The sequence below is a fragment of the Arthrobacter sp. ov118 genome (genome assembly GCF_900116495.1).
In the GTDB taxonomy this organism is placed as follows: domain Bacteria; phylum Actinomycetota; class Actinomycetes; order Actinomycetales; family Micrococcaceae; genus Arthrobacter.
Genome location: NZ_FPAY01000001.1, coordinates 780,159 through 800,959 on the forward strand (window position 1 = coordinate 780,159; position 20,801 = coordinate 800,959).

Here is a 20,801-nt window from a genome sequence, read left to right on the forward strand (position 1 = left end):
AGCCTCGCGCGCGGCGTTGTGCACTATGGAAAGGCAAGGCCGGGAACCCGTTTCCCGGCTGACGCAGCCCGACGTTCCCGCCGACGCTACATGCTCGCAACGAAGGTCAGGCACCCATCCTGGTGGACGCAATGAGGCCAAACCGGTGAGCTCGCAGAGCTGCCCAAGGTCGCAGGCGTTCCTGGTTTGGACCCACGACGGCTCCGCATCGGTGCGGCAGCCGGACACCCGGATCACGAATGGAAGCACTGAACAATGACGTTTGAATCTGCCACCTCTGAAACCCACAAGCTCTGGGACCGTGCCACCATGCACCACGAGCTGGACGCGCTGGTCCACGACCTCTCCGAGCGCCACAACACCGCCAAGAGCAACATCGCGGTCCACGCCAGCGGTCCGAACACCTTCACGTTCAGCCTGAACCACGGAGCCTGAAGCCTATATTCCGGCAGTAGCAACGCAAACGACGACGGCGGGAGCCACCTCCCGCCGTCGTCGTTTGTATAGGCCCCACCTTCGAAAACCCATCAAACTTCTTTGATCCACCAATCCTGATTGATAGAATTGTTGCGTGAGCTACACCACATCCCCGGAGGTTCGGGCGAGTGCGCCGGGTTTCCTGCGTCTCGCTGGACACCCGGTACGGTGGCAGTTGCTGGGTGAGCTGGCGCGCAGCGACCGGCAGGTGCGTGAGCTAGCGGCACTAGTGGGTCAGCGGCAGAGCCTGACGTCCTATCATCTCGCCCAACTGCGGGACGGCGGGCTGGTGACCATGCGGCGCAGCTCGGCTGACGGACGTGACACATACTGCAGCCTCAACCTGGCGGTGTATCGCGAACGGCTTGCCGAATCCGGCGCCGCGCTTCACGCCGGGCTGCGGCTAGTCCCGGCCGAGCCGGCACCGCCGACCGGCACTCTTGGCGAACCGCCCCGTCAAGCACCCGCACGGTCACCCGTTCGGGTGCTGTTCCTCTGCACGGGCAACAGCGCCCGGTCCCAGATGGCCGAAGCGATCCTGGGGCGCCTCGGCGGCTCGCGGGTAGAAGCCGCCAGTGCCGGCAGTCGCCCCAAAGACCTGCACCCCAACGCCGTACGAGTGATGCGTGAGCGTGGCATGGACATCAGCAACGCCCGTTCAAAGCATCTGAGCGAGTTCGCCGATCAGCGGTTCGACTATGTGATCAGCCTTTGCGACCGCGTACGGGAGGTGTGCCCGGACTTCCCTGGTGCACCCACGATGGTGCATTGGAGCATCGCTGACCCGGCAGTTGAAGCAGCGGATCAGGACAGTTACCAGCCCTTTGTCCGCACAGCAGATGAACTGAACACGCGGATCCAGTTCCTGCTTTACGCCATCGAGCACGCCCAAACGATTTCGGGAAGGAGCTAGACATGCCTAACGATCTTACGGAGATGGTCAGCGTCCGATACATGGTGGACGACGTCGACGCGGCGATCGACTTTTACACAAGACACCTCGGATTCACCCTCAGAATGAGCGCCGCGCCGGCATTCGCCGACGTCGCCCGCGGCCAGCTGAGGCTCCTCCTGAGCGGGCCAAAAAGCTCGGCAGGCCGGCCAATGCCGGACGGCACCGTACCCGCACCGGGAGGATGGAACCGGATCCACCTCATCGTGAGCGATATCGCCGCCGACGTGCAACGACTGCGCGATGAAGGCCTCACGTTCCGAAACGACATTGTCACCGGTCCCGGCGGACAACAGATCCTGCTGGAAGATCCGTCCGGCAACGTAGTCGAGTTATTCCAACCCGCCGGCCAATAGCGCGCGGTTTAACACAAAAAGGACGACGGCGCCTGGCTATGTTGCGGCTTCTGCCTCCGCCATTTTGATCATGCGGAGTTCGTCCGCCACGGCGCGGGACGGCCAATGATTCTTCGCCAGTTCCCTTACCAGGCTTTGATCGGCCGCCGGGAAGAACTTCTCGAGCAGCCCTGCCACATGGAGCAGGGCGATCAGGGCTTTGGTCCGCGGATCGGAGATTCCGGAATCGAACGGCGCTGAGTCCGGCTCCGCGGCATCGGAGGGTGGACGACTGAGTGCGGCTTGGATCTTTTGCAGGAGCGCGGTTTCCGGGACGTAATCCTTTTCCGGGTACCGCGTGGTTTTGAACAGGCCAAGGTGTCTCTCCCCGACGTGATCGACGATGCCCAGCGAAGCCATGCCCTCATAGATGCGGTGCACCTCGGCGCGGCTCTCCAGCATCGAAACCCACCGCTTGGGCGTGTGAGGCCGTGATTTTCCCCGGATGAGGTCCAGCTGGTGCTGGAAGTCCGACTGCGGGGCGGTCCCGGTGGCCCTCACGTACTTCCCCTGCAGTCCGATGGCACCCAGCAGGTTCAGCTCGGCCAGGATGGCCCCGGCCACAGCGGGCCTGAGCACGGACTGCGCCACAACAGGCTCGCCGTCCTCGTCGTTCGTCGCCAGAAGGAGCAGAGCCTGCGGAAGGTTCAGCGCCTCGGCCTTCGGTGTTTCAGCATCCATAGGATCATGGTCGCGCAGCCGGCCGGTCACCACAACGGCAATTCGAACAGGCCCGGAAACTACCTGTCCTGTTGAGGAGACCGAGAATTTACGCCTCCGAAATGCAACCCCTACCCGCAAAGAAAATTGCAGAGTATATTTGTTGCAATCACCCTTGCAGAGTGATCCAGGTAACAGAAGGGTCTGCGCTTGAATACCAACGACGTCGATCTAGGCGCCCCCGCGGCGGGCGCCAACGGCGCCGGGAACGTCTCCCATGCGTGGCTCGGGGACGCGCTTCCGGACGTTCCGCTGTCCAAGGCCCAGTCCCGGGTTGTCGATGTGATCGGCCGCAATCCGCAACTGTCCTCGTACGCCGACATCGCCGAGATTGCCCAGCGCGCCGACGTCAACAACTCCACGGTTGTCCGTGCAGCCCAGCATCTGGGTTACCGCGGCTGGCCCGACCTCCAGCGGGAATTGCGCTCCCGGTACCTCGTCATGATCTCCACCGAGGACACCCTGACCGAGCACGGCGAACACCGCAGCCCCCTACACGACGCGCTCAACCACGACATCGAGAATCTGCGCCTGACCCTGGACTCCAACACAGCCGATGACGCCGAGGCGGCGATCGCAGCCATGGCGGCCGCCAAGTCCATCACCGTCCTCGGACTCGGCTCCTTCGCCGGCCCCGCCAGCGTGATGGCCCACCTGGGCTCCACCATGGGATACCCCATCACCCTGGAGAACCGCGGCGGCGTCCACCTCGCTTCCAGCACCAACACCCTCGGCCACGGAGACGTCCTGGTGGTCATCAACATGTGGCGCTCCGTCCGGCAGATCATTGTCGCCGCCGAGGCCGCCAAGCAGGCAGGCGCCACGGTGATCGCCATCAGCGACATGCGCCGCGGCCGCCTTGCCGCCGCAGCCGACCACCTCCTGGTGGTGGCCTCGGAAGGAATCTCCTTCTTCCAGTCCGTCACGGCAGCCAACTCCCTGGTCTACGGGCTGCTCGCTGGGATGGAGGCGGCACACCCCGAACGCAGCCGCGCCGCGATCCGCCGCACCCAACAGCTGTGGAAAGACCTGGACATCTACCTCGACTGACCCCAGCACCCCATCCCCCACCCGCATACCTTTCCAGGAGCAGCTTCATGAATACCAGCACCAACCGCCGCATAGCCGTCGTAGGCCTCGGCGCCATGGGCGGAGCGATGGCAGCCACCCTTCACCGGGCCGGCTGGGATGTCACCGGTTTCGACCCCTCCGAAGCAGCCCGGGCCGCCGCCGCCGACACGGGAATTGCCACCACTGCCGCCCTCGGCGATCTCGCCGGAACTCCTTACGCTGTCCTCTCCCTGCCCGATGCCAGCATTGTCGAGACCACGGTGCCGCAGCTCCTGGCGGAACCGGGCACCGTCGCGATCATTGACACCACCACCTCCGAACCGGCAACGAGCAAGCAGATGGCCGACCTCGCCGAAGCGCAAGGCGCCGCCTTCGTGGACGCGCCGGTCTCCGGCGGCCGCGACGGGGCGGCATCGGGATCCCTGAGTGCCTTCGTCGGCGCAACCGCCGTGGCGCTTTCCGCGGCGGAGCCGGTTCTGCTCGCGCTCACCGGCGGCAAGTACAGCCACATCGGCGGCCCCGGCAGCGGCAACGTGGTCAAGCTCCTCAACAACGTCCTTGCCGCGGCCAACCTGGTCTCCGTGGGCGAGGCACTGGGCGTCGCGCAGGCCTACGGCATTGATCCGGCCAAGGCCGCCGCCAGCATCAGCGAAGCCTCCGGAGGAAGCTTTGTCTCCGCGAACATGTACCCCAACTGGGTGCTCACCGGCACCCACGATTCCGGGTTTTCGCTCGGCCTCATGGCCCGGGATGCCGCCCTCGCCGTGGACGTCGCCGTGCAAATCGGCGAAAGCCCAACCCTGCTGGCAGCTGTTGCGGGCCGGTGGCAGGACGCCTTGGCCCTCCTTGGGCCGCGTGCGGACTTTACCGAAATCGCCCGGACCGTCGCGCCCGCCATCACGCCCGCCGGGGCACCCAGGACGAACGGTCCCGTAGACGGCACCACCGCCGTCGCCTAAGCCCCCAGCCGCAAAGGAACGCCACATTGAGCATCACCACAGCACCAACTTCGTCCTCAGCCGCCACCGCCCGGGCAATCCTGGACGCGGCCTTCCCGGCCGGCCTCGGCGCCTTCCTCGACGGCAAGACGGTTGCCGGCAGCGGAGTGGGCATCACGCTCACTGCCGCAGCCACCGGCGAACCGTTTGCCAGCTACGCCGACCCCGGCGCCGAGGGCGCCAACGCCATCCTGGAAAGCTCCACGGCGGGCGCGGCCGCCTGGGGCGGAATGAATGGATTCGAACGGGCAGCAATCCTGCGCAACGTCAGCCGCGTCGTGGAAGCACACGCGGAGGAACTGGCCATCCTCGAATCCGCCACCACCGGAAAGCCCATCCGCGACGCCCGCGTCGAAGCCGCGAAAGTGGCCGAAATGTTCGGCTACTACGCGGGCTGGGCGGACAAGCTCACGGGGCAGACCATTCCCGTTCCCGGCCAGTGGCACACATACACCGAGCGCGTCCCGTGGGGCGTCGTGGTCGCCATCACCCCCTGGAACGCGCCGCTGTTCACGGCCGGCTGGAACTCCGCCGCACCGCTGGCGGCCGGCAATGCCGTGATCATCAAGCCCAGCGAATTCACCCCGGCCTCGTCCGTCCGGCTGGCGCAGCTGGCCCACGAAGCGGGACTGCCGGCCGGCGTGTTCAACGTGGCGGTAGGACTGGGCCAGACCGTAGGCTCCGCGCTCACCAGCGACCGGCGCGTCGGCAAAGTCAGCTTCATCGGCTCCGTCCCCACCGGACGCCGGGTGGCCGTCGCCGCCGCGCAGGCCGGGATTCCCGCCCTGCTGGAACTCGGCGGCAAGAGCGCCAACATCGTCTTCGCCGACGCCGACCTGGACCGTGCTGCCGACGGTGCGGTCTCGGCGATCTTCTCCGGCGCGGGGCAGTCCTGCGTCGCCGGGTCCCGGCTCCTGGTGGAGCGCAGCGTGCACGCACAGTTTGTGGAGCTGGTCGCCGACAAGGCCGCGCGGCTACGGGTCGGCGACCCACTGAGCGCAGACACCGAGGTGGGCCCGATCATCACCGCCCAGCAGTTCGCCACCGTCATCTCCCTCATCGAGGCAGGACTGAACGACGGCGGACGCCGGGTCACCGGAGCGACGCTTCCGGAGGCACTCGCCGGGTCCCCGCTGGCCGGCGGCCACTGGGTCATGCCGACCCTGCTCGACGGGGTGACGCCCTCGAACCGCCTCGAAACCACCGAGGTTTTCGGTCCCGTGGTGGGCGCGGATGCGTTCGACACGGAGGCGGAGGCCATCGCCCGTGCCAACAACACCAACTTCGGCCTGGCCGGGGCCGTGTGGACCTCCGACGTCTCCCGCGCGCTCCACATTGCCCGCGAGGTGAAGGCCGGCACCTTCTGGATCAACTCCTACAAGACCATCCACGTGGCTGTTCCGTTCGGCGGCTTCGGCGATTCCGGCCACGGCCGTTCCTCCGGTCCCGGCGTCCTGGACGAGTACACCCAGACGAAGGCCATCTGGGTGCCCACGCGCGCGGCCGGGTCCCCCTTCCCGTCCTTGTCCTACTAAGCGTCCTACTAGAGCAGGCAGATACTCATGGAACTGACAGAAACCACCGCCGCGATGGCAACCCTCCGCGCTGCCCTTGCCGACGGCGTCGAAGACTGGAAGCCACAGGTCCTGGCCATGGCGCAGGCAATTCACGCCAACAAGGAGGTTTCCTTCGAGGAGGTCCGCTCGGCCGAAGCGGCCGCGGCACTGCTGGCCGACGGCGGCTTCGAGGTTTTAGGCGGCACCGGCGGCCTCCCCACGGCGTTCACCGCGAGCGCCGGCAGCGGCGACCTCACGGTCGCATTGTGCGTGGAATACGATGCGCTCCCCAACATCGGGCACGCCTGCGGGCACAATCTGATCGCGGGCGCCTCTGTGGCCGCCGCCCTTGCCCTGCAGCCCTTCGTGGACCAGCTGGGCATCACGCTGAAGGCGATCGGAACGCCGGCCGAGGAGCACGGCGGCGGCAAGGCCCTTTTGCTGGAACGCGGAGCGTTCGACGGCGTCGGCCTGGCCCTGATGGTCCATCCCGTCCAAGACGGCGTCACGTACAATCCGGCCGGCACCAGCGCCCAGGCCGTGGGCCGGTTCAAGGCGACGTTTATCGGAAAGGCAGCCCACGCGGCGGCGGCTCCGCATCAAGGCGTGAACGCCGCGGACGCCGCCGTGCTGAGCCAGGTCGCCGTCGGGCTGCTGCGCCAGCACATCCCCGGCGACCACCGCATCGCCCTGTACATCGCCGAAGCCGGACACGTCACCAACATCATTCCTGAACGGGCGGTGGTCCAGTTTGAGTGCCGGGCGTTCACTCTGCCCGAATACGAGGCGCTGCTTGCGCGCGTCCGCCGCTGCTTCGAAGGAGCAGCCCTGGCCACCGGAACAACGTTGACCATCGAGACAACAGAACCCCTCTACGAACCCCTGCTCCAGGACGACGCCCTGGCGGCGCATTGGACCGAGGCCATGGCTTCGTTCGGCAAAGACACCTCGCCGTCGGCCGGACTCAGCGGAGGCTCGACCGACATGGGCAACATTTCCCAGGTCATCCCCTCCCTGCATCCGTGGCTGAGCATTCCGGGCGCGGACGTGCCGATCCACTCCCACGCGTTCGCAGCCCTTGCCGACTCCCCCGCGGCGTACGGGGTGATGTTCGAGGCCGCCACCGCACTGGCCTGGACCGTTGCCGCCGCGGCCTCCACCCGAACCGAAAGAGCGCGCTTCACCAAAGCGGCCTACCGCCGTCGTACTTTCACCCAGGAAGGCACCTCATGAGTACCAGCACCCATACCCCCCGGATAGACAAAGCTGGTGCCCGGCTGACGCTTCCGGTCGCAGCTTTGGCCTTTGTGATTGCCGTCGCCGTCCAGTTCATCGGCCAGGCCAAGATTGACCTCGGAATCGGCACGATCGTCATCTTTCCCATGGTCTGGGGCCTTATTCTGGGGCTCTTGGTCTCCATCCAGAAGTTCAAACCGCTGGGCCTGGATCTGCAACGGATCGCGGCGGCTCTGGTCGGTGTGGCCGTCCTGCTCCTGGTGGCCAGGCTGGCGTTCAACATCGGCCCCAGCCTCCCCAGCCTGATCAAGGCCGGGCCCGCGCTGCTTCTGCAGGAAGTGGGCCACCTGCTGGGCACCATCGCACTGGCCCTCCCCCTGGCCGTCCTGCTCCGGATGGGAAAGGCAACGGTGGGGGCCACGTTCTCCCTGGACCGGGAGCCGTCCTTCGCCATGGTCTCAGAAAAGTACGGCCCCGATTCGGACCAGTACCGGGGCGTGCTGGCCATGTACGTTTTCGGAACCCTCTTCGGGGCAGTGTTCATCACGCTGCTCACCTCACTCGTGGCCAACTGGAAGATCTTTGACCCCCTGGCCCTGGCGATGGGCGCCGGCGTGGGGTCCGGCTCTATGATGGCGGCGTCCTCAGCCAGCATCATCGCGGCCTACCCCGGGGACCAGGAAGCCATCCTGGGCATGGCGGCCGTGTCCAACCTGATCACCACCATCCTGGGCGTTTACGTCGGCATCTACCTCGCTCTGCCGCTGGCCGACCGCTTTTACCGGATCCTCACCCGCAAGCAGACCCGCGAGGCTGTAGCCGTCGGAGCCGGGGCCACCGCGGAGCACGGCCGGGCCGCCACCGACCCGGAAACCCCGCGGGAAATTGAGCGGGAAGAGGCCCAGGCAGAAGAAAACCGGCGTTTCCGTGAACGGGTCGCCGAATCCTCGGCAGTGATCAAGCTCCCGCTGTGGCTGTCCCTGTCCGTCCTGACGGTCCTCGGCATCGGCACAGCCTCGGTGGCTGCCAAGGGATTCAGCCTGTCGATCGTGGCCGGGTACGGAATCATGCTCGCCCTGGTCCTGGTCAGCATCGCGCTGGCGAAGCTCACGAAGAAGATTTCGGCGATCGTCTACATCACGACCATCGGCGCCTACATCTCCAGTCCCTGGTTCTTTGGCGCCGAGGCACTCACGGGCATCATCAAGTCCGTGGACTTCCTGTCAATAGCCACCGTCATGCTGACGCTCGCGGGCCTGTCGCTGGGCAAGGACATTCCGCTGCTGAAGAACATCGGCTGGAAGATCATTCCCGTGGGCCTGCTCGCTATCACCGCATCCTTCCTGCTCTCCACCGTGATCGCGGAGTTCGCGTTGGGGTTCTGGCACTAACATGCACCATCGCCCCTGCCGCGGCAGTGGGGACGGACGACGGCGGGACTTTCCCGCCGTCGTCCGCTTGCGTTGGGGCACATTACAGAGCCGTGTTCGGGCCCGATCGCGCAGGCTGTGACCGCGCTGCCCCATCACGGCGGGCCTACGTCACACGCTGGCTCATTGTCCGCGCGCCGGGCGTGCGCTTTCAACCCCCTGCCGGCGGCCGAGGACCGCCCCGAGGGCGATCATGCCAAGGCCGAGGACCAGATGCAGCCAGTTGTCTGCGTTGTTTACCGGGACGAAGTTGGCCGACGAGTCGTGGTCGATGAAGAGGCCGTAGAGCCACAGCACGAGGTAGATCACGCCTCCCACGATCAGGTAGTTACGCGCCTGGCCAGGGGTCCGAGCGAGTAACAGACCGGCGACACCGAAGAGCAGATGGACGATATTGTGCAAGATGGAGACTTGGAAGACTCCCAGCAACAGCGCTTCTGAACCATGGCCGGCCATACCGAGCGCCCCGTAATTGGCTGTGATGCCCGGGATGAACCCGAGAACACCGACCACCAGGAAGACTGCTCCGACCGCTTGCGCTGCCTTTTGGACAGCGGCCCTATTTGCCGCTGAACGGCCTGTCGTCGTCATGATAAGTTCCATTTCCGTGAGCGGGCAGCCAAGGAGGTCTCAAGCGATGCCCGAAAATGTCCTTGGCAGAGCCGGCGTTTGCCCGGCCTGACCACATACTAAGCCTGCTTACTAGTTATTTCTAGGGCCTCAGCACCCCGGATTTCCTCGCCTCTGCCCGACGTCGCCGGCAGGGACCGCGAATCCTTAGCCTGCCGCGGTTTCCTGGTGGCTGTATGCTGCGGCCGCCAGGTGGTGACCAGGGCCAAGGCGAGCAGCAGTTCGGCGATGTCTCCGCCGTAGTACATCAGGTCGGCCGCGCCACGGAGCTCGGCAGCGGGTACGGGCACGTGGACGAAAACGCCCGCGTAGAGTAGCTGGGCGAGCAGCGCATGCCCGGCGATGGCGACGCCGAGGATCACCAACCGCGCCGGAACCGAGGGGCGGTGCGGGGCAGGGTCCGGGCCGGCGATGGAGCAGGCGAACAAGTAACCGGCAGCAAAGAAGTGCAGGTGCACTAGGTGATGGAGTGCCTCGTTCTCAATGGCCATGGTGTAGAGCGGTGTGAAATACAGCAGGCCGAGTCCCCCGAGGCTCAGTAGTAACGCGGTCACCGGGTGCGAGAGCACCAGTGATGGGCCCGAGTGCAGCACCCGGCCGATGATCCGGCCGTGGCGCCGCGGCAGGGAACGAAGCGCGAGGGTCACCGGCGCGCCGAGCACCAGGCCAAGAGGGGCATACATGCCAATCAGCAGGTGCTGGTACATGTGGCCCCGGAAGTCTCCGGGCGGCAGCGGGGAGAGCCCCGGCATCAGGGCAAGGACCAGCAGCCCGGCCCCGGTGAGAAAGCTTGCGGTGCGCCAGTTGCTCCATCCGCGGGGTTTCCTTCTTTGCCGGGCTGCGGGCACGAGGTAGCAGAGGGCGAGGATCACCAGGCCGGCGGCGGGCAGGATGGTTTCCGGCCCAATGCCGGTTTGGAGGGCCATTTCGTGGACGGGTTTCACCGCAGTTCCGCAGAGCCGGAGGGGATCTGGGTTTCCACTGGTCGGCCGGAGCGCTGCAGGGCCCAGCCGCCAAGGATAAGAAGGGCCCCGAAAACCAGGAATGAGATGTCGGCCAGGGTTTGGTTCGGCCCGCTGATGACGTGGTGGATGCCCAGGATGTGGTGGTCGATGATGCCTTCGACGACGTTGAACAGTCCCCATCCGGCCAAAATCCAGCCCCACAGCACCCGCGAGGCCCAGACCCGACCGCGGGAGTGGGTAACCCGGGAGTATAGGATCCCGAGCCCGGCCAGCACGGCCAGCCAGGTGACCAGATGGAAGAGCCCGTCCCAGAGGGTGTTGACCTGCAGTCCGTGGACGGTGGTGGGTGAGTAGTCGCCGATATTGATGTTTGCCGTGGCCGCACTGGTGAGCATGTGGTGCCACTGCAGGATCTGATGCAGCAGGATCCCGTCGGCGAACCCTCCCAGTCCGATGCCCAGCAGGATCCCGGGCAGAGCTATCCCCTGCGGATTCCCGGTGCGGGCCCCGCCCTCCGCCCTGGTCCTGTTCATCATGCCTGCTTTCTCAGTTGGCCCGGGGTAGCCTCAGAACGCCGGGCCGCCGGGTTCCGTGAGCGGGTGCTCGCGTTCGAGCTGGGCGACCTTAGGATCGTTTTCGTCGGCGCCGTAGTCCGAGCGGCGGGTGATGTCCTTTCCATCGGAGAACTTCAGCGCGCGGAAGAGCAGGGACAGGCCGGCGGCAACGACGAGGTTTATCGCAAAGGCCACCACAGCGATGTAGACCTGTCCGTCGGTGCCGGGAATCGGTGCGATCGAGCCGCCAAAGTTGGCCTTGGTGACGGGGTTGACCACGTTGTAGGCGGCGATGGTGCCGTAGACGATGCCGGCCAGCCAGCCGCCGAACAGGGCCCACCGGTGGAACCAGCGGGTGTAGAGCCCCGCCACGATCGCCGGGAAGGTCTGCAGGATCCAGATGCCGCCGAGCAGCTGCATGTTGATAGCTGCCGACTGGTCCATGCCGATGACGAAGACCAGCGCACCGAACTTCACCACCAGGGAAGCGATCTTGGAGACTTTGGCTTCCTGCCGTGGTGTGGCGTCCGGCCGCATCAGATCGCGGTAGATGTTGCGCGTGAACAGGTTCGCCGCGGCGATGGACATGATCGCGGCCGGGACCAGGGCACCGATGGCGATGGCGGCCAGGGCGATGCCGGCAAACCAGGACGGGAAGTTGTCGAGGAACAGCTGGGGCACCACCAGCTGCGGGTTGACGGTGCCGTTCAGGTCGATGGGCTTCGTGCCGGCAAAGATGGCCACGTAGCCCAGGAGCGCCAGGAACCCCAGCATCAGCGAGTACAGCGGCAGTACCGCCGCATTCTTGCGGATCGTGTTCCTGCTCTTGGTGGCAAGGACGCCGGTGATCGAGTGCGGGTACATGAACAGGGCCAACGCCGAGCCCAGGGCCAGGGTCCAATAGGCGGAGTAACTGGCGGCGCCAGGAATGAAGACTCCAACGGGTTTGCCGGTGGCCGGGTTGGTCGCACCGAGTTTCGTCTCGGCGGAATCGAAAATGGTGCCCCAGCCCCCGAACTTGATGGGCAGGTAGATGACCGCGACGAGCACTGCCAGGTAGATCAGCAGATCCTTCACCACGGCGATCAGGGCAGGAGCCCGCAGGCCGGACGTGTACGTATAGGCGGCCAAAACGACGAAGGCGATAATCAGCGGCAGGTCCGTCAACAGCACGTTTTCCGCGCTGCCCAGGCCCAGCACCGTAAGCACGGCCCTGATGCCAACCAGCTGCAGCGCAATGTAGGGCATGGTCGCGACGATGCCGGTGACGGCGACGGCGAGGGTAAGCGCCCTGCTGCCGTAGCGGCCGCCCACGAAATCCGCGGGCGTGACGAATCCATGCCGGTGCGAGACGGACCACAGCCGGCTCATCAGGAGGAACACGATCGGGTACAGCACGATCGTGTATGGCACCGCGAAGAAACCGCTCACCGCCCCGGTGGCCCACATCGCGGCCGGAACGGCGACGAAGGTGTAGGCCGTATAGAGGTCGCCGCCGAGCAGGAACCAGGTCACCCAGGTTCCGAATCCGCGGCCCCCGAGGCCCCACTCGTCCAGGCTGTGCAGGCCTGTGGCCTCTCCCCGGCGCCACCGCGCTGCCACGAACCCCAGGACTGCCACCAGGACGAAGAGAAGGATCACAATGGCGAGGGCAACGCCATTGATGGGCCGGTCCGGAGCGGCCAACGGCACTGCCGCCGCGCTCATCGCTCCTCCCCGGCATCGGTCGTGTCCCGCACGGCTCGGCGGCGGCGGCGATCCTCCTTGCTGACCAGCCAGTAGGAAATCGCCACCAGGGCCGACGTCAGCGGAATCCACGTCATCTGGTACCAGTAGAAGAAGGGCATCCCGGCCAGGCTCGGTTCGGCGACCGAATAGGCGGGTACGAACAACGGAACGACGACGGCGATGGTCAGCAGGATGCCGGTGATGACGTAAGGACCGGGTCTCGCTGGCCCGCGCGTTGGCATATCGTGCGTTGGCATATCAGGACTGGACATCTCAGGACTGGACATCGACGCCTCCTCATCGAGACGGCCCCGGTGCGGGAACGCTTCCCGGGACATGCCGGCGGCCTGTGGACCGCGTGTCGCAGCGGTCCTAACCAACAGGATAGACACTGGATTTAGTGTCCAACAGGGCAAACGCTGCCCGCTTCACAACCACATGCAGTTGCGGCCAGGCAGCCGCCGCCCGGAGAATGGAGCCATGACCGCTGTGACCCTGTTGGCCTTCGCCGGGCTGTGCCTGCTGCTCTCCATCACCCCCGGCCCGGATACCTTCCTGGTGCTGCGGATCTCGCTGCAGAGTGCCGCGGCCGGGCTGGCCGCCGCGCTCGGCTCGGCGCTGGCGTCCATGGTCTGGGCCGCGCTGGTGGGCGTGGGGCTCGCCGCCATCCTGGAGGACTCCGCGGAAGTGTTCCGCTGGCTAAAGATCGCCGGCGGGCTGTACCTGCTGTACTTGGGAATCTCCTCGCTGATCCGGGCACGCCGCACCAAAACCTCGGCAGCGGCCGGACAGTTTCCCCGCCGAAGCTACAGCCGGAAGGCGGGGTTCGGCGCCGGCGCGCTCTCCACACTGCTCAACCCCAAGGTCGGCCTGTTCTACCTCGCCGTCGTGCCCCAGTTCATTCCACATGGCGGCAACACACTGGACACCGCCATGGTGCTGGGCGTGATCGAAAGCGTCATCGGCTTCCTTTACTTGGCGGCCGTCTCCATTGCCGCGGCAAAGGCCATGGCCTGGCTCCAGCGTCCCCGCGTCAGCAGCTGGCTCGAACGCGGCAGCAGCGGCATCATCGCCGCACTCGGCCTCGGCGTCCTGGCTTCGGGCACCAACGCCTGACCAGCGGCTCGGGCACCGGCAAGTTTCTGTCGGGAAGCTTGAGGGCGCGCATTTGTATTCCCGTACCACCTGAACTGGCGGAATTTAGTTTGTCGGGCTTGATGAGTCCCTTGAATTGTGAAGTGGACCCTGCCCGCCAGCATCGCCATGATCGGCGCCAGTAAGAACCTCAACAACGGCGAGCTGGCCGGTGGTGTCAGGAATACCAGGGAATTGTACGTGCGGGGCATCAACAGTCGGCGCAGGCGGCTGGCTCACTGAACGCATGCGAAGAAGCGCAATGGCGGAAATGAGGAACCACGCGATATTTGTGGCCACTGATGGCCATGCTTGGTGGAATGCGCCATTGACGATAAAGGCACAAGCGCCGAGGAGGTTTGCCGTCTGGAAACCCCTGCCGGCCTTTAACCAATTCATGGAGACAGCAAGATACGCACTGAGTATCGCAGCGGCACCCGCCCAGCCAGCAATTTCCCACAGCAGTTCCATGGCGTTCCTTCAGGTGTTGCCCGCCCGTCAGCGTCAGGCGGTAGGTGCTGATGTCGCTGGGCTCCTGGGGTTCGGCTCAAGCTTGGCAGCCGAGCGCAGCTGCATAAATTGTACGCGTGTACGTGCCGTCGGAGGTCAGCCGCAGAGCTCACAAAGAGGACCTCCGGTATCGGTAGGGTCTGAATCCCGTTTCGATACCGGAGGTCCCGGTGATCATGCCCCGGAGCGTCGGCGCGGGGGCATTCCTATCGAAGTACCACAGTGCGGTTTCCCTGCAGGATGACCCTGCCCTCACAGTGCCAGCGGACGGCGTTGGAGAGCGCCTTGCATTCGGTATCGCGTCCGGCAGCCACCAGGTCTTCGGGGCCGTAGGTGTGGTCCACTTCCACCACCTGCTGGGCGATGATCGGTCCCTCGTCCAGCTCCGCGTTGACGTAGTGGGCCGTGGCGCCGACGGTCTTGACGCCGCGGGCGTAGGCCTGGTGGTACGGCTTGGCGCCCTTGAAGCTGGGCAGGAAGGAGTGGTGGATGTTGATGGCCCGGCCGTCCAGCTTGCGGGTCAACTCGTCGCTGAGCACCTGCATGTAGCGTGCCAGCACCACGAGCTCCACGTCGAGTTCGTCCACGAGCTCCAGGAGCCTGGCTTCGGCCGCCGGCTTGGTTTCCGGTGTCACCGGGATGTGATGGAACGGGATGCCGTGCCATTCCACCAGTGTCTGGTGGTCCGTGTGGTTGGACACCACGGCAACCACGTCCATGGGCAGTTCGCCGATCCGGGCCCGGAACAGCAGGTCGTTGAGGCAGTGGCCGAACTTGGACACCATGATCAGCACCTTGCGCTTGGCCCCGTTGGGTTCCAGCTGCCACCGCATGCCGAACTTGTCAGCGACCGGCGCGAAGGCCGCCCGCAGCGAGTCGGCCGTGGTCTCGTCGCCTTCGGAGGCGAAGTGCACGCGCATGAAGAAGTGCCCTTCGGAGCGTTCACCGAACTGCTTGTTGTCGATGATGTCGCAGCCGTGCTCGAACAGGAAGCTGGAGACGGCGTACACGATCCCGGGCGATTCGGGGCAGTCCAGGGTCAGGACATGTTCCACGGTGGTGGCCTGCTTTGGGTCAGGAAGATAGGTCTGGGTGGTGGTCATGGCTCAGCACTCGATCACATTCACGGCGAGGCCGCCTCGGGACGTTTCCTTGTACTTGGTTTTCATGTCAGCTCCTGTGTCACGCATGGTTTTGATGGCCTTGTCGAGGGAGACCTTGTGGCTGCCGTCCCCGTGGAGGGCCAGCCTGGCCGCGTTGATAGCCTTCACGCTGGCTATGGCGTTGCGCTCGATACAGGGGATCTGCACGAGTCCGCCCACGGGATCGCAAGTGAGCCCGAGGTTGTGTTCGATGCCCACTTCAGCGGCGTTCTCCACCTGGCCCGGCGTTCCGCCGAGGACCTCGCAAAGCCCTGCGGCGGCCATCGAGCAGGCCGAACCCACCTCGCCCTGGCACCCCACTTCCGCACCCGAGATGGAGGCGTTCGTCTTGAACAGAATTCCGACGGCGGCCGCCGCCAGGAGGAAGCGGACCACGCCGTCGTCGTCGGCTCCCGGCACGAACTTGACGTAATAGTGCAGGACCGCCGGCACGATGCCGGCCGCTCCGTTGGTGGGCGCGGTGACGATGCGCCCGCCGGCGGCGTTCTCTTCGTTGACGGCCAGGGCGAACAGGTTCACCCATTCCATCGCCAGCAGTGGGTCGGCGGGCACCTGGACGAGGGAGGGCGTGCCTGCCGCGGCTTCGGCAGTGGCGGCCGAAGCCGTCAGCGTCCGGAACAGTGCCGGGGCGCGGCGCGTCACGTTCAGCCCGCCGGGCAAGATGCCCTCCGCGGTGCAGCCGTTCTGCACGCATTCGCGCATCACGGACCAGAGATCCAGGAGTTTCGCGCGGAGCTCGGCCTCGGTGCGCCACGTCAGTTCGTTGGCCAGCATGACGTCGGAGATGGACATGTCCTCCCGGCGGCAGATCTCCAGCAGTTCATCGGCGGTGCTGAAGGGGTAGGGCAGCACGGTGTCATCCGCCACCACCCTGTCCGCGCCCTCCGCGTCGCCGTCCACCACGAAGCCGCCTCCGATGGAGTAGTAGCTCCGCTCCCGCAGCACTGCCCCGGTGTGGTCCAGTGCGCGGAAGGTCATGCCGTTGGGGTGGGCGGGAAGGGATTTGCGGCGGTGCAGCAGCACGTCCTCGTCCCAGTTGAAATCAACCCGGTGGGTCCCGCCGATGTGCAGCTCGGCATCCAGCGCCGCGGCCGCCACCTGGTCGTCGGCGGTGAAGGTGTTCACCGTTTCCGGTTCAAGGCCCTGCAGTCCGAGGACCACCGCCTTGTCGGACCCGTGGCCCCGGCCGGTGGCGCCGAGGGAACCGAAGAGCTCTGACTGCACCCGGACGGTGGAGCTGAGCTGCCCGTCGCCCTTTAGTCCGTCGGCGAACAGCTTAGCCGCCCGCATCGGGCCCACGGTGTGCGAGGACGAGGGCCCGATGCCTACGGAAAACAGGTCCAGGACGCTGAGCGCCATTAGGGGACCTCGGCTGAGGCGTACTCCCGCATGGCGTCCAGGAGCCACCGGCCCAGGAAGTCGGCAAAGGACGCCCTCGGGAGGACCCGGAAGCTTTCCTCGCCGGTCTTCCAAAGAATGGCCGGGATGTTGCCGATCATCGTGGAGAAGGCCGTTCCGGCTTTGAACTCGCGCGGGTGCAGATCCAGCGAGCAGCCTTTTTCCAGCACCGCCCGGGCCCGCGGGCCGGTGAGCTCGAAGGTGGTGCGGTTGGCGGACAGGTCCACCACCTGGCCTTCGCCATCTGCCAGGGCGGACTGCAGGGCCTGGATCAGGGCGCCGCCCAGGGACTCGTGCGCTTCCGCGGGGGCCACGACGAGGAACTCGGCGGGACCCAGCCACAGGACGGAGGTCTCACCGCTGCCGCGGATCTCACCGGATGCCGCCGGAAGCCCTCCGGTAACGGACGCGAGCCGGTCCGCCGTTTCGGTGCCGGCGGCCGCCCGGACGCCCAGCAGGGTGAGGTAGGGCAGCTCGGCGAGTTCCACGGTGCCCGCCAGGGAGCCCGCTGCGAAGGCTTCCAACAGGTGCGACGCCGGGCTGGTGCGCACGGCGAGGTCCTTTTCTGCGTGGTTCCTTGCGGAGGTGTGGGATGTTGCTGTTTCAGCCATCTTTGCGGGTCCCTTCGGGGTCAAAAAGCACGGTTTCTGCGACAACAACGTCCACCAGCTGGTCGCCGGCGGCTGCCACCAGGGTTTCGCCGATGCGGTTGCGGCCGTTCTTGATCAGGGCCAGGCCGAACGACCTGCCCAGCGCTGCGCTGTGGTAGCTGGAGGTGACGAAGCCTTCCATCGGCACCGGTCCGTAGGCCGGGTTGGCGGAGCGGCCCTTTTCCACGAGCTGGGTTCCCTCGGGGAGCCGCAGCGTGCCGTCCACGGGAAGGACGCTGACCAGGTGCTTGCGGTCCTCGCGCTGCCCGTCCACACGGGAGTAGGAGCGCTTGCCGATGAAGTCCTTGACCTTTGAGACAACCCATTCCATCCCGGCGTCCTGTGGGGTGACGGTTCCGTCCGTGTCCTGCCCGACGATGGGGTAGCCCTTTTCGGCGCGCAGCACGTGCATGGTTTCGGTGCCGTAGGGGGTGATGTTGAATTCAGCCCCGGCCGCTGCCACGGCTTCCCAGGTGTTCAGGCCGTACCAGGTCGGGATGTTGATTTCGTAGGCGAGTTCGCCGGAGAAGGAGATCCTGCAGATGCGGGCCCGCACTCCGGAGGCGAGGGTGGTTTCGCGGAAGGTCATGAACGGGAACGCTTCGGCCTCCAGCCCGCCGTCGGCGGCCAGTTCCGGGGCCACCTTGGCGATCACCGCGCGGGATTTGGGCCCGACGACGGCAATGGTGGACCACTGTTCGGTCACCGACGTGCAGTGCACGTCCAGTTCCGGCCATTCGGTCTGCAGCCATTCCTCCAGCCAGTCCAGGACCTTGGCGGCACCGCCGGTGGTGGTGGTCATGAAGTACCGGTCCTCGTCCAGGCGCAGGGTCACGCCGTCGTCGAAGATCATGCCGTCCGCCATGCACATCACGCCGTACCGGGCAGAACCGGGCGCCAGCTTCTTGAACGCGTTGGTGTAGATGCGGTTGAGGAACTCCCCCGCGTCCTTGCCCCGGATCTCGATCTTGCCCAGGGTGGTGGCGTCCATGAAGCCGACGGATTCCCGGACGGCGGCGCATTCGCGGAGCACCGCTGCGTCCATGTCCTCGCCGTTCTGCGGGTAGTACCAGGGCCGCTTCCACTGCCCCACGTCCTCGAACAGTGCCCCCTGCGCCACGTGCCACGGCTGGATCGACGTGACGCGGGCGGGGTCGAACAGTTCGCCGCGCTGGCGTCCGGCCAGGGCCGCAAAGGCCACGGGGGTGAACGGCGCCCGGTAGGTGGTGGTGCCGATGTCGCCGATGCCCCGGGACGCCTCCCCCGCCTGCCGGAGGGCGGCGGCGATGACGCCGATCGCGTTGACGCCGGAGGTCTTGCCCTGGTCGTTGGCGGTGCTGATGGAGGTGTAGCGCTTGATGTGCTCCACGGACCGCATCCCGGCCCCGGTGGAGCGCAGCACGTCGGCGACGGACTGGTCCCGCTGGAAGTCTACAAAGTGGTGGTGCCAGTCATCGGGCGTGCCGCTCTGGCCGGGAACCAGCCACAGCTGGCGGGTGGGGCCGGATGCTTTCGGCTCGCCGATTACGGAGGGGACGACGTCGGAGGTGAAGCCGGCCGCGATGGCCGCGGTGGCGCCTGCAGAGATGCCTTCGGCGAGGCAGTCCTCGAGTTCGAAGCTGCCGCGGCCGGAGCCGATGATCTGTTGGTCGCGGACCACGGTGCTCGGCACGAAGGCCGCCAGGTCCTCGTCCCAGCGCAGCTTTCCCTGCCGCTGCGAGTGCAGGTGCACCAGCGGGCTCCAGCCGCCGGCGACCGCCAGCAGGTCGCAGGCGATCTCTTCGACGCCGGAGGTGAGTTCGCCGTCGTTGTTGATGCTGCGGACGGTCACGCCGTCGAGGCGGCCTGCGCTCTCGGAAGCGGAGGACGTGTTGGCCACGGCGCTGCCGATCAGCACGCGGGTGCCGGCTTCGACGGCGGCGGCAGCCACCGGGGTGAGGCCCGGACGGGCGTCGACGACGGCCGCGACCTTGATGCCGGCGGCCCGGAGGTCGGAGGCCAGGGCGTAGGCGGAGTCGTTGGTGGTGCTGATGACCACGCGCTGCCCGGGGGCGACGGCGTAGCGGTTGAGGTAGGTGCGGACGGCCGAGGCGAGCATAATGCCGGGGCGGTCGTTGTTTTCGAACACCAGGGGCCGTTCGTGGGCGCCGGGAGCGAGGACCACCTGCTTGGCACGCACGTGCCAGATCCGCTGGCGGGACACTCCGGAGGCTGCCGGGCCGGGCAGGTGGTCGGTGCGGTTCTGCACGGCAATGACGTAGTTGGAGTCGTAGGCGCTGAAGGCCGTGGTGCGGTTCAGGACGGTGCATTCGGCCCCGGAGACGAGTTCGCTCTCAACGTCCGCCACCCACTCCAGGGCCGGCTTGCCCTCGATGGTCTCGGCCAGGCCGGGAGCGGTGGAACCGGACAGGAGCGTCCCGCCCAGTTCGGGCTGGTCGTCCATCAGGATCACGCGGGCACCGGTGCGCACGGCTTCGCGGGCTGCGGCCAGGCCGGCGGGGCCGCCGCCGATCACCAGGACGTCCGTGTGGACATATTTCTTGTCGTACTCGGCGCGGTCGTCCTCCGGGTCCAGCCGGCCCAGGCCGTTCAGCAGGTCGGCGGCCAGGCCGTCCACCAGGGTGACGGTGGTGGCCGGGAGCATGGATTCGGCCACGTGGCCCGGGAACCGAGGTTCGATCCGGACCAGCGCGTTGGGTTCCTCCACGCCGGCGGCCAGGATGCCGCGGGGCCGGTCCTCGTACAGCGAGTTGCCGGCGGCGACCCGGCCGTGGGCGATCAGGGCGGAGGCGAGGGTGTCGCCGGGGTGGCCGGTGAATTCCTCGCCGTCCACGCTGAAGCGCCAGGTGATGCTACGGTCGATGCGTCCGCCGGTGCTGAGGCGGTGCTGCTGGGTGGTCATTGAACGGCGCCTTCCGGTGATGCAGAGGTGGTGGTGGCGGAATCGGGGCGCGGTGCGCCTGTGGGGTAAACGGCCTGGATGTCATAGCTGACGGTGTCCCGGAGCATGTTGAACCACTGCCGGCAGCCGGTGCTGTGCACCCACCGTTCGGCGAAGGCGCCCTTAGGGTTGTCCCGGTAGAACAGGAGTTCGGCCCATTCACGGTCGTTCAGCGCGGCGGGGTCTTTGGGGTAAGGCACGTGGGCCTGGCCGCCGTAGTGGAATTCGGTTTCGTCCCGCGGGCCGCAGTTGGGGCACGGTATGAGGAGCATCTGCGTCTTCTTTCTGGTGGA

The 20,801-nt window shown here is 66.5% G+C and carries 21 protein-coding genes; 9 read left to right on the forward strand and 12 right to left on the reverse strand.

Features of this window, described 5'->3' with window-relative positions:
• Positions 1-255 precede the first annotated feature (255 nt).
• From BM372_RS03615 to BM372_RS03625, 3 genes are all read left to right on the forward strand, one after another.
• On the forward strand, positions 256-435 hold the full coding sequence (locus BM372_RS03615) for a hypothetical protein (protein WP_090951913.1): 180 nt from the start codon (positions 256-258) through the stop codon (positions 433-435).
• 136 nt (positions 436-571) lie between these two features.
• Positions 572-1,390: an arsenate reductase/protein-tyrosine-phosphatase family protein gene (locus BM372_RS03620; RefSeq protein ID WP_090951917.1), complete on the forward strand. Its 819-nt coding sequence runs from the start codon at positions 572-574 to the stop codon at positions 1,388-1,390.
• A gap of 2 nt (positions 1,391-1,392) precedes the next feature.
• Positions 1,393-1,785, forward strand: a complete 393-nt coding sequence (locus tag BM372_RS03625) for a VOC family protein (RefSeq protein ID WP_090951922.1) — start codon at positions 1,393-1,395, stop codon at positions 1,783-1,785.
• 36 nt (positions 1,786-1,821) lie between these two features.
• Here the strand turns inward: BM372_RS03625 and BM372_RS03630 are convergent, their stop codons facing one another.
• Positions 1,822-2,505, reverse strand: a complete 684-nt coding sequence (locus BM372_RS03630; protein WP_090952932.1) for a GOLPH3/VPS74 family protein — start codon at positions 2,503-2,505, stop codon at positions 1,822-1,824.
• 189 nt (positions 2,506-2,694) lie between these two features.
• On the opposite strand from BM372_RS03630, the gene BM372_RS03635 reads away from it, so the two are divergent.
• Genes BM372_RS03635 through BM372_RS03655 form a run of 5 tightly spaced genes read left to right on the forward strand, consistent with a single transcriptional unit; the run spans position 2,695 to position 8,796 of the window.
• Positions 2,695-3,594, forward strand: a complete 900-nt coding sequence (locus tag BM372_RS03635; RefSeq protein ID WP_090951925.1) for a MurR/RpiR family transcriptional regulator — start codon at positions 2,695-2,697, stop codon at positions 3,592-3,594.
• Positions 3,595-3,641: 47 nt separating this feature from the next.
• Positions 3,642-4,574, forward strand: a complete 933-nt coding sequence (locus BM372_RS03640; RefSeq protein WP_090951928.1) for an NAD(P)-dependent oxidoreductase — start codon at positions 3,642-3,644, stop codon at positions 4,572-4,574.
• A gap of 26 nt (positions 4,575-4,600) precedes the next feature.
• A complete protein-coding gene (locus tag BM372_RS03645; RefSeq protein WP_090951932.1) occupies positions 4,601-6,148 on the forward strand; it encodes an aldehyde dehydrogenase family protein in 1,548 nt (515 codons plus the stop codon).
• Between the two features lie 27 nt (positions 6,149-6,175).
• Positions 6,176-7,402 carry an amidohydrolase gene (locus tag BM372_RS03650; protein ID WP_090951935.1) on the forward strand — a complete coding sequence of 409 codons (1,227 nt, stop codon included), beginning with the start codon at positions 6,176-6,178 and terminating at the stop codon, positions 7,400-7,402.
• Positions 7,399-8,796 (forward strand): DUF3100 domain-containing protein, encoded by a 1,398-nt coding sequence (locus BM372_RS03655; RefSeq protein ID WP_090951938.1) that lies wholly within the window; start codon positions 7,399-7,401, stop codon positions 8,794-8,796. The genes BM372_RS03650 and BM372_RS03655 overlap by 4 nt, the downstream gene beginning before the upstream one ends.
• Positions 8,797-8,958: 162 nt before the next feature.
• Here BM372_RS03655 and BM372_RS03660 read toward each other — a convergent pair whose 3' ends face one another.
• The 5 genes from BM372_RS03660 to BM372_RS03680 form a co-directional block, all read right to left on the reverse strand.
• Positions 8,959-9,426: a DUF4383 domain-containing protein gene (locus BM372_RS03660; RefSeq protein WP_090951941.1), complete on the reverse strand. Its 468-nt coding sequence runs from the start codon at positions 9,424-9,426 to the stop codon at positions 8,959-8,961.
• A gap of 98 nt (positions 9,427-9,524) precedes the next feature.
• The gene (locus tag BM372_RS03665) at positions 9,525-10,391 is read right to left on the reverse strand and encodes a cytochrome c oxidase assembly protein (RefSeq protein WP_090952934.1); all 867 of its coding nucleotides are present in this window, start codon (positions 10,389-10,391) and stop codon (positions 9,525-9,527) included.
• A 14-nt stretch (positions 10,392-10,405) separates the two neighbouring features.
• Entirely contained in the window at positions 10,406-10,966 is a 561-nt protein-coding gene (locus BM372_RS03670) for a DUF2243 domain-containing protein (RefSeq protein WP_218160839.1), read from the reverse strand.
• A 30-nt stretch (positions 10,967-10,996) separates the two neighbouring features.
• A complete protein-coding gene (mctP, locus tag BM372_RS03675) occupies positions 10,997-12,691 on the reverse strand; it encodes a monocarboxylate uptake permease MctP (RefSeq protein ID WP_090951944.1) in 1,695 nt (564 codons plus the stop codon).
• Complete coding sequence (locus tag BM372_RS03680) at positions 12,688-12,969, reverse strand: DUF3311 domain-containing protein (protein WP_218160840.1); 282 nt, start codon at positions 12,967-12,969, stop codon at positions 12,688-12,690. The genes mctP and BM372_RS03680 overlap by 4 nt, the downstream gene beginning before the upstream one ends.
• Positions 12,970-13,192: 223 nt before the next feature.
• On the opposite strand from BM372_RS03680, the gene BM372_RS03685 reads away from it, so the two are divergent.
• Positions 13,193-13,828: a LysE family translocator gene (locus BM372_RS03685; RefSeq protein WP_090951948.1), complete on the forward strand. Its 636-nt coding sequence runs from the start codon at positions 13,193-13,195 to the stop codon at positions 13,826-13,828.
• 84 nt (positions 13,829-13,912) lie between these two features.
• Here BM372_RS03685 and BM372_RS03690 read toward each other — a convergent pair whose 3' ends face one another.
• The 6 genes from BM372_RS03690 to BM372_RS03715 all read right to left on the reverse strand — a co-directional run bounded on the left by BM372_RS03690 (position 13,913) and on the right by BM372_RS03715 (position 20,780).
• Positions 13,913-14,317 (reverse strand): CBU_0592 family membrane protein, encoded by a 405-nt coding sequence (locus BM372_RS03690; protein WP_090951952.1) that lies wholly within the window; start codon positions 14,315-14,317, stop codon positions 13,913-13,915.
• A gap of 245 nt (positions 14,318-14,562) precedes the next feature.
• Positions 14,563-15,459 (reverse strand): formyltetrahydrofolate deformylase, encoded by an 897-nt coding sequence (gene purU / locus BM372_RS03695; protein ID WP_090951955.1) that lies wholly within the window; start codon positions 15,457-15,459, stop codon positions 14,563-14,565.
• Positions 15,460-15,462: 3 nt separating this feature from the next.
• Positions 15,463-16,878, reverse strand: a complete 1,416-nt coding sequence (locus BM372_RS03700) for an L-serine ammonia-lyase (protein WP_090951958.1) — start codon at positions 16,876-16,878, stop codon at positions 15,463-15,465.
• On the reverse strand, positions 16,878-17,528 hold the full coding sequence (locus tag BM372_RS03705) for a sarcosine oxidase subunit gamma (protein WP_090951962.1): 651 nt from the start codon (positions 17,526-17,528) through the stop codon (positions 16,878-16,880). The genes BM372_RS03700 and BM372_RS03705 overlap by 1 nt, the downstream gene beginning before the upstream one ends.
• Complete coding sequence (locus BM372_RS03710; RefSeq protein WP_090951966.1) at positions 17,521-20,469, reverse strand: sarcosine oxidase subunit alpha family protein; 2,949 nt, start codon at positions 20,467-20,469, stop codon at positions 17,521-17,523. The genes BM372_RS03705 and BM372_RS03710 overlap by 8 nt, the downstream gene beginning before the upstream one ends.
• Positions 20,466-20,780 (reverse strand): sarcosine oxidase subunit delta, encoded by a 315-nt coding sequence (locus BM372_RS03715; protein ID WP_090951969.1) that lies wholly within the window; start codon positions 20,778-20,780, stop codon positions 20,466-20,468. Before BM372_RS03715 ends, BM372_RS03710 begins: the two co-directional genes overlap by 4 nt.
• Positions 20,781-20,801: the final 21 nt, after the last annotated feature.

Excerpts from the sequence above, each read along its gene's own strand:
- BM372_RS03625 (WP_090951922.1), top strand. The coding sequence starts at position 1,393 with ATGCCTAACGATCTTACGGAGATGGTCAGCGTCCGATACATGGTGGAC.
- mctP (WP_090951944.1), bottom strand. The coding sequence starts at position 12,691 with ATGAGCGCGGCGGCAGTGCCGTTGGCCGCTCCGGACCGGCCCATCAAT.
- BM372_RS03655 (WP_090951938.1), top strand. The coding sequence starts at position 7,399 with ATGAGTACCAGCACCCATACCCCCCGGATAGACAAAGCTGGTGCCCGG.
- BM372_RS03615 (WP_090951913.1), top strand. The coding sequence starts at position 256 with ATGACGTTTGAATCTGCCACCTCTGAAACCCACAAGCTCTGGGACCGT.
- BM372_RS03670 (WP_218160839.1), bottom strand. The coding sequence starts at position 10,966 with ATGATGAACAGGACCAGGGCGGAGGGCGGGGCCCGCACCGGGAATCCG.
- BM372_RS03630 (WP_090952932.1), bottom strand. The coding sequence starts at position 2,505 with ATGGATGCTGAAACACCGAAGGCCGAGGCGCTGAACCTTCCGCAGGCT.
- BM372_RS03640 (WP_090951928.1), top strand. The coding sequence starts at position 3,642 with ATGAATACCAGCACCAACCGCCGCATAGCCGTCGTAGGCCTCGGCGCC.
- BM372_RS03690 (WP_090951952.1), bottom strand. The coding sequence starts at position 14,317 with ATGGAACTGCTGTGGGAAATTGCTGGCTGGGCGGGTGCCGCTGCGATA.
- BM372_RS03705 (WP_090951962.1), bottom strand. The coding sequence starts at position 17,528 with ATGGCTGAAACAGCAACATCCCACACCTCCGCAAGGAACCACGCAGAA.
- purU (WP_090951955.1), bottom strand. The coding sequence starts at position 15,459 with ATGACCACCACCCAGACCTATCTTCCTGACCCAAAGCAGGCCACCACC.
- BM372_RS03685 (WP_090951948.1), top strand. The coding sequence starts at position 13,193 with ATGACCGCTGTGACCCTGTTGGCCTTCGCCGGGCTGTGCCTGCTGCTC.
- BM372_RS03665 (WP_090952934.1), bottom strand. The coding sequence starts at position 10,391 with ATGGCCCTCCAAACCGGCATTGGGCCGGAAACCATCCTGCCCGCCGCC.
- BM372_RS03660 (WP_090951941.1), bottom strand. The coding sequence starts at position 9,426 with ATGACGACGACAGGCCGTTCAGCGGCAAATAGGGCCGCTGTCCAAAAG.
- BM372_RS03650 (WP_090951935.1), top strand. The coding sequence starts at position 6,176 with ATGGAACTGACAGAAACCACCGCCGCGATGGCAACCCTCCGCGCTGCC.
- BM372_RS03700 (WP_090951958.1), bottom strand. The coding sequence starts at position 16,878 with ATGGCGCTCAGCGTCCTGGACCTGTTTTCCGTAGGCATCGGGCCCTCG.
- BM372_RS03710 (WP_090951966.1), bottom strand. The coding sequence starts at position 20,469 with ATGACCACCCAGCAGCACCGCCTCAGCACCGGCGGACGCATCGACCGT.
- BM372_RS03715 (WP_090951969.1), bottom strand. The coding sequence starts at position 20,780 with ATGCTCCTCATACCGTGCCCCAACTGCGGCCCGCGGGACGAAACCGAA.
- BM372_RS03680 (WP_218160840.1), bottom strand. The coding sequence starts at position 12,969 with ATGCCAACGCACGATATGCCAACGCGCGGGCCAGCGAGACCCGGTCCT.